The 11,236-nt window shown below is 69.7% G+C and carries 12 protein-coding genes; 9 read left to right on the forward strand and 3 right to left on the reverse strand.

Annotated features, from left to right (window positions below):
• From dhaL to T9R20_RS16835, 6 genes are all read left to right on the forward strand, one after another.
• Positions 1 to 648 (forward strand): dihydroxyacetone kinase subunit DhaL, encoded by a 648-nt coding sequence (dhaL, locus tag T9R20_RS16810; protein WP_322410481.1) that lies wholly within the window; start codon positions 1 to 3, stop codon positions 646 to 648.
• A complete protein-coding gene (gene dhaM / locus T9R20_RS16815) occupies positions 645 to 1,385 on the forward strand; it encodes a dihydroxyacetone kinase phosphoryl donor subunit DhaM (RefSeq protein WP_322410482.1) in 741 nt (246 codons plus the stop codon). The genes dhaL and dhaM overlap by 4 nt, the downstream gene beginning before the upstream one ends.
• Before the next feature lie 95 nt (positions 1,386 to 1,480).
• The gene (locus tag T9R20_RS16820) at positions 1,481 to 1,663 is read left to right on the forward strand and encodes a hypothetical protein (protein ID WP_322410483.1); all 183 of its coding nucleotides are present in this window, start codon (positions 1,481 to 1,483) and stop codon (positions 1,661 to 1,663) included.
• 827 nt (positions 1,664 to 2,490) lie between these two features.
• Positions 2,491 to 3,333 (forward strand): GNAT family N-acetyltransferase, encoded by an 843-nt coding sequence (locus tag T9R20_RS16825; RefSeq protein ID WP_322410484.1) that lies wholly within the window; start codon positions 2,491 to 2,493, stop codon positions 3,331 to 3,333.
• Between the two features lie 78 nt (positions 3,334 to 3,411).
• On the forward strand, positions 3,412 to 3,666 hold the full coding sequence (locus tag T9R20_RS16830) for a hypothetical protein (RefSeq protein ID WP_322410485.1): 255 nt from the start codon (positions 3,412 to 3,414) through the stop codon (positions 3,664 to 3,666).
• 155 nt (positions 3,667 to 3,821) lie between these two features.
• The gene (locus T9R20_RS16835) at positions 3,822 to 4,859 is read left to right on the forward strand and encodes a GNAT family N-acetyltransferase (RefSeq protein ID WP_322410486.1); all 1,038 of its coding nucleotides are present in this window, start codon (positions 3,822 to 3,824) and stop codon (positions 4,857 to 4,859) included.
• Here the strand turns inward: T9R20_RS16835 and T9R20_RS16840 are convergent.
• Positions 4,856 to 6,250, reverse strand: a complete 1,395-nt coding sequence (locus tag T9R20_RS16840; protein ID WP_322410487.1) for a glutamate decarboxylase — start codon at positions 6,248 to 6,250, stop codon at positions 4,856 to 4,858. The genes T9R20_RS16835 and T9R20_RS16840 overlap by 4 nt on opposite strands.
• Before the next feature lie 189 nt (positions 6,251 to 6,439).
• Between T9R20_RS16840 and T9R20_RS16845 the strand changes: the two genes are divergently transcribed.
• Both T9R20_RS16845 and T9R20_RS16850 read left to right on the forward strand, forming a co-directional pair.
• Complete coding sequence (locus T9R20_RS16845) at positions 6,440 to 8,050, forward strand: SPFH domain-containing protein (protein ID WP_322410488.1); 1,611 nt, start codon at positions 6,440 to 6,442, stop codon at positions 8,048 to 8,050.
• 119 nt (positions 8,051 to 8,169) lie between these two features.
• Positions 8,170 to 8,979 carry an SDR family oxidoreductase gene (locus T9R20_RS16850; RefSeq protein ID WP_322410489.1) on the forward strand — a complete coding sequence of 270 codons (810 nt, stop codon included), beginning with the start codon at positions 8,170 to 8,172 and terminating at the stop codon, positions 8,977 to 8,979.
• A gap of 74 nt (positions 8,980 to 9,053) precedes the next feature.
• Here the strand turns inward: T9R20_RS16850 and T9R20_RS16855 are convergent, their stop codons facing one another.
• Entirely contained in the window at positions 9,054 to 9,419 is a 366-nt protein-coding gene (locus tag T9R20_RS16855) for a hypothetical protein (RefSeq protein WP_322410490.1), read from the reverse strand.
• A gap of 64 nt (positions 9,420 to 9,483) precedes the next feature.
• Complete coding sequence (locus T9R20_RS16860) at positions 9,484 to 10,410, reverse strand: NAD(P)/FAD-dependent oxidoreductase (protein ID WP_322410491.1); 927 nt, start codon at positions 10,408 to 10,410, stop codon at positions 9,484 to 9,486.
• Positions 10,411 to 10,541: 131 nt separating this feature from the next.
• Between T9R20_RS16860 and T9R20_RS16865 the strand changes: the two genes are divergently transcribed.
• Entirely contained in the window at positions 10,542 to 11,183 is a 642-nt protein-coding gene (locus tag T9R20_RS16865; protein ID WP_322410492.1) for a rhomboid family intramembrane serine protease, read from the forward strand.
• Positions 11,184 to 11,236 lie beyond the last annotated feature (53 nt).

The raw sequence follows: 11,236 nt of genomic DNA on the forward strand, positions 1-11,236 counted from the left end.
ATGACGGATGCCGTCACCACTGCCGCGCTCGGCGACTGGATCCGTCGAGCCGCCGCCGCGCTGAGCGAGAACGCCGACTACCTCACCCAGCTCGACTCGGCGATCGGCGACGCCGACCACGGCACCAACATGAACCGGGGGTTCACCGCGGTGACGGCGAAGCTCGAGGCGAGCAAGTCCGCCGACATCCCGGCCCTGTTCAAGACCGTCGGGATGACGCTCATCTCGTCGGTCGGCGGGGCGAGCGGGCCGCTCTACGGCACCCTGTTCCTCGAGATGGGCAAGAATGCGCCCGCCGGCGGGGAGATGAGCGCGGGCGACCTCGAGACAGCGCTGCGCGCGGGGGTCGCCGGTGTGGTCGCGCGCGGGCACGCCGAGGCAGGCGACAAGACGATGATCGATGCGTTCGATCCGGCCGTCGAGGCGCTGTCGGCCTCGGTGGCCGCGGGCGGGTCGGCGGCCGATGCGGTCACGGCGGCGGCCGAGGCGGCGAAGAAGGGATCGGATGCCACCGAGCCGCTCGTCGCACGCAAGGGGCGCGCCTCGTATCTCGGTGAGCGCAGCGCCGGGCACATCGACCCCGGTTCGGTCTCGGCCACGATCCTGCTGAGGACGCTCGCCGAGGCGTTGAAGGAGTCTGCCGGGTGATCGGTTTCGTCGTCGTCTCGCACAGCCGCGCGCTCGCGGAGGCCGCGGTCGACCTCGCGATGCAGATGGTGCACGACGATCCGCCGCCGGTGCGGATCGCCTCCGGCGCGATGGGCGGGTTCGGCACCGACGCCGCCGCGATCGCTGAGGCGATCGACGAGCTGTCGGACGCCGATGGAGTCCTCGTCATGACCGACCTGGGGTCGGCGGTGCTGAGCGCCGAGCTCGCCCTCGACCTTCGGGAGTCGACGCAGCCGGTGCGCATCAGCGACGGGCCGTTCGTCGAGGGCATGACGGCGGGCATCGTGCGGGCCCTTTCGGGCGCCACGCTCGACGAGGTGGCCGCCGAGGCGCGGGGGGCGCTGGCGGCGAAGCGGCGGGACGACGGCGCGGAGTCCGCGGCGCCGGCGGCGCCGCCGGCGGGCGAAACCCCGTCCGCCGATGCGCCGGCTCCCGGTCGTGTGGTCGCCGAGGAGACCCTCGTCAACGAGGTCGGCCTGCACTCCCGGCCTGCGGCGACCCTGGTGCGCAGTGTGAGGACGTTCACGGCCGACATCCGGATCTCCAACGCCACCTCGGGAGCGGGGCCGGTGAAGGCCAACAGCATGGTGGGCCTGCTGTCGCTCGGCGCAGCGAAGGGCGACACCCTGCGGATCGAGGCGGACGGCCCGGACGCCGAGCAGGCCGTGGCCGCCCTGCGGGAGCTGGTCAGGGACGGGTTCGGCGAGAACGACTGAGGCGGCGCCGTTCTCGCCGTCGATGATGTCTGGGGTAGATGATTAACTGCATCAAGCACTCGAGAGACGTGCATCCTGGAGGACTTGGAGGAGCCATGGCACCCGTACGAGAGATCACGCACGATGCACTCGTTGCTCGCCGCGAAGCGATCCTCGATCGCCTCAACCTGAGTCGCACTGAGTTCGAGGCCAGAATCGTCGCAGCAGCTCTCACCCCGGAGGAGTGGGATGCAAAGGACGAACTCGAGGGGATTGAGTTCCTACTCGGCAATGACTGATGGCAAACCCTGATCTGGATCTGCAGACGCGGTCAGCCGAATTCGCAGATGAGGTTCAGAGCACGCTCCGGCAGGTGCTTCCCGGGACCATACGCGTCGTGTCAGTGACGACACCGCATTCTCATCGGTATTGGGTTCGACCCGACGATCCCGCCCACGGCAACCGGATTCCGCTCTACGTAGACGGCGACCACCTCGCGGACCTGACGGCGGAAATGTACCTCAGCATGGATCGGCGCGACGAGTATCTCAAGACCGTCTTGTCCAAAATGGCAGTGCACTCGACACTCGATCGGCAGCCCTTGATGCGCCTTGAGTTCGACGCAGCAATGCACACGACGCCCACCACCCACTGGCATGTGCACGCCGAGCGAGGAGCCCTCTCTCACTTGCTCGCTCGATCCCATGCCGTACGGCCAGGCGAAGTGACAGCACCGCATCAGCTCTCATCTCTCCACTTTCCCGTTGGTGGTGAACGTTTTCGCCCATGTCTTGAGGACTTCTTGCAGTTCCTCATCCAGGAATGCGGCATCGATTCACTCGAGGGCTGGCGTGACGCACTCGTTGAGGGTCGAGAACGGTGGCGGCGTCGACAGATCAGGGCGGTGACGCGAGATGCCCCAGCGGAGGCAGCCGAGGTGCTCCGTGGCCTTGGTTGGAGGGTCGAGGAACCGCAAGCTGGGGCTGGGTATGAGAACCTCCGGACCTTGACGACGTGGTGACACGCCAGACGAACGGGGAGCTGGACGAGCGCAGCACCGGGCCACGGGCAACAGCGCGGACTGCCCGGCCGTGACCGCGGGAACGCTCGGCGCTACGGTCTGAGCATGGCATTCGAGATCGGCGCCGCGAGCGCCGCCGACGTCACGATGATGGCCGAGTGGGCCGTCACCGAGGGATGGAACCCCGGCGTCACCGACGCGCACGCCTTCGCCGTCGCCGACCCCCGCGGGTTCCTGATCGGGCGGCTGGACGGCGAGCCCGTGACATCCATCTCGGTCGTCCGGTACGGCGACGACTTCGGCTTCCTGGGGATGTACATCGCCCGAGCCGACGTACGGGGGCGCGGTCTCGGCTTCCAGACATGGCAGGCCGGGATGGACCGGATGACCGGTCGCGTCGTCGCCCTCGATGGGGTCGTCGCCCAGCAGGACAACTACCGTCGGTCGGGATTCGTCCCGGCCTGGACGAACATCCGGTACGAAGGGTCGCCGGTGCCCACGCCCGCGCCCTCCGGCGTGCGGGTCGTCGATGCGCGGGAGATCCCCTTCGACCGTCTCGCCGCCTACGACCGACGCTGCTTCGGAGCGCCCCGCGACGCCTTCCTCGCCGCCTGGGTGAGTTTGCCGGCCCGCAGCGCCCGGGTCGCGCTGCGGGGCGAGGAGATCGTCGGTTTCGCGGTGCTCCGCGACGCGGCCGCCGCCTCGCGGCTCGGCCCCGTCTTCGCCGAGGGCGAGTCGGTGGCGTCGGCGCTCGTGAGCGCGCTCGCCGACGACCGTGGAGCGGGGAAGGTCGCCGTCGACGTGCCCGGTGTCAACGCACGTGCCGTGGCGTGGGCGCAGGCGCACGGGTGGTCGCCGTCGTTCGAGACCGCGCGCATGTACACGGGCGAGGCACCGGCGATCGAGACGGCCGGCATCTTCGGCATCACCAGCCTTGAGCTGGGGTGAGGCAGAGGGTGGCGATCCGGATGCCGCGGAGCGGCGGTCGGGCGTAGCGTGTGGGGTACGACGACGAAGGAGACGATCGTGAACGACAGGTCCACGCCCGACAAGGGCGAGTACACCGACGAAGAGACGCGAGACGGTCGCTTCACCCATCACGACGGCGAGGTGCCGGGGCAGTACGAGGACGCCGAGCGCGCCGATGGCACGCGCACCGCGGATGGCCGCGAGGTACCCGGCGAGTACGAGGACGCCGAGGGGCGGGGCGGTTCGCACAACCGCCATCCCGACGAGACCCCGGGCGCATACACCGATGTCGACGGGAGCGAGCACCGGTAGGCGTGTCCGTCGCGCGCTGCGCGGCGCGGCGTCGCGGCCGAGACGAGGACGATCGGTCGAGGAGAGGATGGACCGGCCCGGATAGTACGCGCCTCGACCGATCGTCCTCGCGCCGCAGGCAGGCCCGCTCCTGGCTTCGTCGGTAGGGTGAGCCCGTGAGCGAGGACAGCACGGTGGGAACCCGATCCGGTGACCGTGGCGACCCGGCGCTGCCGCAGCATCCGGATGTCGCCCTGTGGCGCACCGCGACCCGCGCGGATGTGGATGCCATCCACGGTATCTTCGCGGCGGCGGACGCCGTCGACCATCCGTCGTGGGTCACTCCGCGCGAGGAGATCGCCGACACCTTCGACCTCCCCCACATCGACCATGCCCGCGACACCCTGATCGGGTTCGCAGAGGACGGCCGAGCGATCGCCGCCGGCAGCTCCTTCCTGCATCCGTCGAGGAACGAGAAACTCAGCGTCCACCTGGCCGGATCGGTGCATCCCGACTGGCGGCGGCGGGGCATCGGGCGGGAGTTGTTCGACTGGCAGAACACGCGCGCCGAACAGCAGGTGGCAGACGCGGCGGCGTCGCTCGCCGAACCGCTTCCCGTCGAGCTGAAGACCTACGCCGAGGCCGTCAACGCCGGCCACCAGGCTCTCGCCGCCGCGTTCGGGTTCGCCCCGGAGCGGTGGTTCGCGACGATGGTCCGACAGCGATCGGAGGTCCCCGACGTCACGCAGCCCGACGGTGTCGAGGTCGTCGCGTATTCGAGCGATCGAGAAGATGACGCCCGCGAGGCACGCAACGACGCGTTCCGCGACCACTGGGGCAGCCTCCCCTCGACCCGCGAGGGATGGGCGAAGTTCGTCGGCAGCGAGTTCTTCCGCGCCGACCTGTCACGGGTCGTGCTCGACGGCGACCGGCGGATCATCGCGTTCTGCCTGGTCACCGTGAACCACGACGACTGGGAGGCGCGGGGCCGCAGCAACGCGTACATCGACCTCATCGGCGTCGTGCGCGACCGGCGTCGGCAGGGACTCGCGCCGCTGGTGATCTCCCGCGCCCTCCACGCGATCGCCGATGCCGACATCGACGAGGCGATCCTCGACGTCGACACCGAGAGCCCGACGGGTGCGAACACCCTCTACTCGGGGCTGGGTTTCGTCGCCGAGGAGCGGTCGGTCGCGCTCGTCCGGCATCTCTAGTGGTGGAAGCTGCCTGCTTCCTCCTCTGACATCGGCACCGTGATGGGGTGGCTGTCGAAGTGCGCGATGGCGGCACGGTAGTCGTCCATCAGCAGCGACGCCTCGTCGCGGCCGAACCCGTGGCGGACGAGGATGCGCTGCACCACCGTGTTCTCGCAGTCGGCGGGAAGCGAGTACGCCGGCACGAGCCATCCGCGCGTGCGGAGGCGATCCGCGAGATCGAACAGGGTGAAGGGCGCCTCCTGCCCGGCTTTCAGCCGCCACGAGATCGCAGGGATGCCGTCGGCCGGCGACCCGTCATGGATGATCTCGAAGGGGCCGAGCTCCGCGATCTCGGCGGCCAGGTGCTGCGCGGTGTCATAACAGGACTGCTGTACCCGCCGGTATCCCTCCCGCCCGAGACGGAGCAGCAGGTAGTACTGGGCGACGACCTGCCCGGCCGGGCGGGAGAAGTTCAGCGCGAAGCTCGGCATGTTGCCGCCGAGGTAGTTGACGTCGAAGATCAGGTCCTTCGGCAGATCGGCGGCGTCGCGCCAGATGATCCACCCGACCCCGAGCGGGGCGAGCCCGAACTTGTGCCCGCTGGCGTTGATCGACTTCACCCGCGGCAGCCGGAAGTCCCAGACCAGGTCGGGGGTGACGAACGGCGCGAGGAAGCCACCGCTCGCGGCGTCGACGTGCATCGGCACGTCGAGTCCCGTGTCGCGTTCGAGCTGATCGAGGGCGTCGCTGATCGCGCTCACCGGCTCATATGCGCCGGTGAAGGTCACCCCGAGCGTCGGCACGACCCCGATGGTGTTCTCGTCGACCCGGGCGAGGGCTTCCTCGGGGGTCATCAGCAAGCGGTCATCCGCCATCGGAACCTCGCGCAGCTCCACGTCCCAGTACCGCGCGAACTTGTGCCAGCACACCTGCACCGGTCCGGTGACGAGGTTCGGGCGGTCGGCGGGCAGGCCCGCGGCGCGGCGACGCTCACGCCATTTCCACAGCAGCGCCATCCCGCCGAGCATCGCGGCCTCGCTCGAGCCGGTCGTCGAGGTGCCCATGGTGGCGGCGGCTTCGGGTGAGTTCCACAGGTCGGCGATGATGTGCACGCAGCGCTCTTCGATCGCCGCCGTCTGCGGGTACTCGTCCTTATCGACCATGTTCTTGTCGATCGACCGCGCCATGATGTCCTGGATCTGAGGCTCCAGCCAGGTCTGGCAGAAGGTTGCGAGGTTCTGGCGCGAGTTGCCGTCGAGCATGAGCTCGTCGACCACGATCTGGTGCGCGCGGTCGGGCAGGTGCTCGTCGTCGGGGATGCGGTACTTCGGCAGAGCGCTTGCGGCGTACGGCGAGGCGAAGACCTCGTCGAGGAGTTCGTCTCTGAGCGACTTCCGGGTGTGCAGCACGTGCGTCCTCCTCGGATCGCCGTCGTTGCGCGATTCTCGCGGCGAAGGATGACGACGGCCGACCTTCCGCCATCGTGCCGGTGTTCACAGGCGAGAACCAGCATTGGAGGGTTTCTGGCAGGCTGGGGCGGGGCGCGGGGGGACCGACGCTCGACACGAGAGAACTCACACACACCAGGGGAGTCATCCATGGAGATCGCCGGAGTCGTCGGCATCCTGATCATCGTCGGCATCGCGGTCGTGGCCGCGGTCGTCATCGGGCTGGTCGCACTGCTGTTCGCACGCAGCTGGATCAAGGTCGCCCGCGCCGACGAGGCCCTGGTGATCTCGGGGCGCAAGCAGAAGGTGCAGAGTACGGTGCTGGCCGCCGATGGCACGAGCTCGTCGGAGATGTCGGAGTCGCCGGTGACGGTGATCGTCAACGGCAAGTCGCTGGTGAATCCGATCACCCAGCGCCACGAGATCATCTCGCTGCGCTCGCGTCAGGTGTCGCTGAATGCCGAAGCGCAGTCGCTCGACAACGTCACACTGAACGTGGACGGGGTGGCGATCGTGAAGATCGGCTCCGACCCGCTGTTCGTGCGCCGCGCGGCGGAGCGCTTCGCCTCGCAGGACGCCGCGATCGAGCAGTTCACCACCGAACAGCTCGAGGGTGCCCTCCGCGGCATCGTCGCGACCCTCTCGGTGGTCGAGCTCATGCGTGAGCGCAAGAAGTTCTCCGACCAGATCGCCGCCGACGTCTCGCACGAGCTCGCCGAGCAGGGTCTCATCCTCGACTCGTTTCAGATCAAGGGCATCACCGACGCGGTGGGCTACATCCAGTCGCTCGGTGCTCCCGAGATCCAGGCGAAGCGCCAGGCGGCAGAGATCGCCCAGACCAACGCCGACCGTGCGATCAACCAGAAGATCATCACGAACAAGGAAGCGAACCTCGTCGAGCAGACCGCCCTCGACACCAATACCGCCAACGCGGACGCGGGTGTCGGCCGGGCGCGGGCCGAGGCCGAGCAGGCCGAGTACCTCGCCCGCGCCCAGGCCGAGCAGGCTGTTCTTCAGCAGCAGGCCGAGAACAAGCAGGCCCAGCTGGATGCCGATGTCAAGCGTGTCGCGGACGCGCAGCGCTACGAGGCCGAGACCCGCGCGCAGGCCGAGCTGTACACGCGCGAGCGAGCGGCCGAGGCTGCGGCGATCGAGCAGGTGAAGCAGGCCGAGGCGCGTACGCGCATCGCCGAGCAGCAGGCCGAAGCCGATCGCGCCCGCGCCGCCGGTGAGGCCGCGGCGGCAGAGTCCAAGGCGACCGGTGAGGCGAACGCGCTGCGCTCCCTCGCGGATGCCGAGGCCACCGCGCGGCGCCTGCGCGCCCAGGCCGAGGCCGACGCGATCCGCGCCGAGGGCGAGGCACGCGCCGCGGCGGTGCAGGCCGAGGCCCAGGCCATCGCTTCGAACCAGGAAGCCTTCCTCTCGCAGCGGGTACTCGACGTGCTGCCCTCGATCATGGCCGAGTTCGCCAAGGGCTACTCCACGATCGGCAACGTCTCGATCATCGGCAGCTCGGGCGACGACGGCGCATCGGATGTCGTGGGCGGCGACAGCGCGAAGGCGCTGCGCTCGGTCTTCGACAGCGTCGAGTCGGCCACCGGGCTCGACCTGGCCGCGATCATCCAGGGCCAGGCGGTCGGCCGGGGAATCGGGAGCGGGATGACGGGGGCGGCGGCGCCGGCCTCCGCGGCGGCTGCATCCGCACCGGCGCGCACGCCGGCGGCAACGCGCGACTCCGTGGACGACGCCGTCGGCGACTGACGGAGGACCGGAGGCGTCAGAGCGACCCGTCGGGCTCGGGCAGCATCCAGTTCGTAGCGAGTGCCGTCGCGCCACGCAAGGCCCACGCGGACAGGCCCGCTCCGGCATAGCGTCAGAGCATGACTGACCTCTTCGCTCCCCGGCACGCCATCGTGACCGCGTCCGACTCCGGCATCGGTGCTGCCACGGCCATCGCCCTCGCCGAGGCGGGGCTGGATGTCGGGATCACCTGGCACTCCGATAAGGACGGCGCCGAGCAGACCGCTGCAGAGGTGCGCGCCCGCGGGTCGCGCGCTGTGGTGACCCGGTTCGACGCCACCGACCTCGAGGGCGCCGCGTCGGTCATCGACGCGCTCGCCGACGACCTCGGTGGCGTGGACGTCTTCGTCAACAACGCGGGCGGCGGGTCGGGTGGCCCGTTCCTCGACCTGGACCTCGAGGCGTGGCGGAAGGACGTCGTCCTGAACCTCGACGGCGCCTTCGTGGGTATGCAGGCTGCGGCGCGCCGAATGGTCGCCGCGGGTCGCGGCGGGCGGATCATCGCCGTCACGAGTGTGCACGAGCACCAGCCTCGGGTGGGAAGTGCCGCCTACGTCGCGTCCAAGCACGGTCTGGGCGGACTTGTGAAGACGATGGCGCAGGAGTTGGGCGAGTACGGCATCACGGTCAACGCGCTCGGTCCGGGAGAGATCGCCACCCCCCTCAACGACATGGACGCCGAAGAGGCCGAGAAGACGCATCGTCCCGGCATCCCTCTCGGTCGTCCGGGGCGTCCCGAAGAGATCGCGGCCGTCGCGGCGTTCCTCGCTTCGCCCGCCGCCTCGTATGTGACCGGGGCGAGCTGGGTCGTCGACGGAGGGATGCTGCAGATGGGCCCGCAGGCGGGGTCGCACCTCACCTCGGACGAGTGGCGTCGCGCCGGCAGTTGAGGTCGGGCGGCCTCACCCCTTGCCGATCCGCGGATCGCTGGGTACTGTCGAGATCCCCGACGGAAGGATGTCGATCATGAGAGCCTACGTACGCTGAAGTACCAAAACGAGCCCCCGCCCGATGTGATCGAGCGGGGGCCTCGTCGTCGGGCGCCGTAGAGGAGCCGGTCGCGCGGCGGTGCCTCGGCGTCGTGCCCTTCACTGGGCCCCAGCCAGGCGAACCCGATGATGTCACCGTCGATCTCTGCGACGCGGATCGCCATGTCGTCGCGTCGCTCGGCAAGGACATGCTTCCAGAGCCGCTGGCGACCGGCGATGTATTCGGGGGAGAAGAAGTCAGCGGGGAGTAGGTGCGAGTAGGTCTCCCGCCACGCCGCGACGTGCACGTCGGCGATCGCTGACGCGTCCGTCGGGCGCGGTGGTCGAATCGTCGCTCTCATGTATCCAGCGTGTCAGGGGATCCGACGGCCGATCAATCGCTCGACCCGCGTCGAGACCGCTACCTCAGGTGGCGGCGAGTGCTCGTCCGAGCGCGTGACCTGAGCCCCACGCCGTGCGGACAGCGGCCCGATCACCCCAGGCATCGCCGCAGGCGGACAGCCCCGGAGTCCGGGAGAAGGGCTCGCCGGTCGTTCCCACGGGGCGGGCGAATGTCCAGCGATGGGCGAACGTCGCGGCGGGTTCGGCGTCGATCCGCAGCAGCCGTCGCACGGCGTCGAGAACGGGCGGGATCGCCGCCGCAGGGTCGGCGAGCTGCCCGCGGGCGCGCTCGGCCGTCGTGTGCACGACGAGCATGGGCGCGGCGTCGCCCCGACGGTCGCCGTCGTCGGCGATGAACGACACGTCCGGGTCGGCGTCGACGAAGGCACCGTGCAGATCGATCGGCCACTGCCGGCTGTCCCATCGCAGCGCCACGGCGATGACGGGCTCCCACGCGAGCTCGCTGCCGGGAGCCGCGTCGAGAAGACGCGCAGCCTGCGGGCCTGGCATGGCGAGCACGACCTCGCCGGCCTCGTCCCCGTCGATCCGGTACGGCTCGACGCGCTCGACAGTGTGTTCGGTGCGCACATCGAGGCCATCTGCGAGATCGACAGCGAGCGATCGCAGCCCTCGCGGCGCAGCCCAGCGCATCGGTCCCGTCTTGCGCGTCTGCTCGCCGTCGGCGTCGATCACGGCGAAGGTGTCGGTCCAGGGGCGGGCGAGGCCGCGATCCGCCCATCCGCGGACGACGCCGTCGAAGTCGGAATCGTCCGGGACGAAGTAGGAAGCGCCGAGATCGACCGGGCGTCCCCAGAGCGTTCGGCTCGAGAGACGCCCGCCGACGCGGCGGCCGCGATCGAGAACGCGTACCGACAGGCCGCCGGCCGTGGCGGCTCGGGCGCACGCGAGTCCGGAAATCCCGCCGCCGACCACCGTTACGTCCACTGCCATGCATAGATCCTGGCGTGCCCGCGGACCCGGGCGGGCCGCACCTCGAGAGTCGGTATCGACGAGTCTCGCGAGGAACGTCCTTCCTGAGAGGTTCCGACTCGATAGCCAGGAGTGGATGCGACGATGTGTCCATGACCGCTGCCGCGACCTCGCCGCGATCGACCAGTCGCTGGACGACCCGTGCGCTCCAGCCGCTGATCCTCGCGGCGATCATGTGGGCCATCACGGCATTGGACGCGGTCCTGCCCGGAAGCTGGGTTCGGATGTTCGGCATCGAGTCGTGGGCTCTCGAGGGCCTCGACGGCATCCTGCTCGCCCACGGCCTGCACTCCGGGTGGCCGCACCTGCTCGCCAACACGATCCCGTTCCTCGTCCTCGGGGTGCTCGTCGCACTCGACGGCATCGGCCGGTTCTGGGCGGTGACCGCCATCGTCGCGGTGATCGCCGGTGTCGGGACGTGGATCTTGAATGCACCCGGCACCATCACCGTGGGCGCATCCGGCATGGTCTTCGGCTACTTCGGCTACCTGGTGGTCCGCGCATTCGTGGCGAGGTCGTTGGGACACGGCATCCTTTACGCGCTGATCGCGCTGACGGTCGTCGCCCTGTACGGCGGGAGCATGCTAGCCGGGATCTTCCGCGCCGCGGACGGAATCTCCTGGCAGGCGCACCTCTTCGGCGCGATCGGGGGAGCGATCGCGGCGATCGCCCTTCGCAGGACGCGCGCCGGCGCCCGGTCGCGAGCACCGCAGCCTCATCACCGCGTCGGGTGACGTGTCGCTGACGTCACCGTCAGCCTCGTGGCTTGAGGGTTCGCAGATCCGGG

Source organism: Microbacterium invictum (genome assembly GCF_034421375.1).
GTDB lineage: Bacteria > Actinomycetota > Actinomycetes > Actinomycetales > Microbacteriaceae > Microbacterium > Microbacterium invictum_A.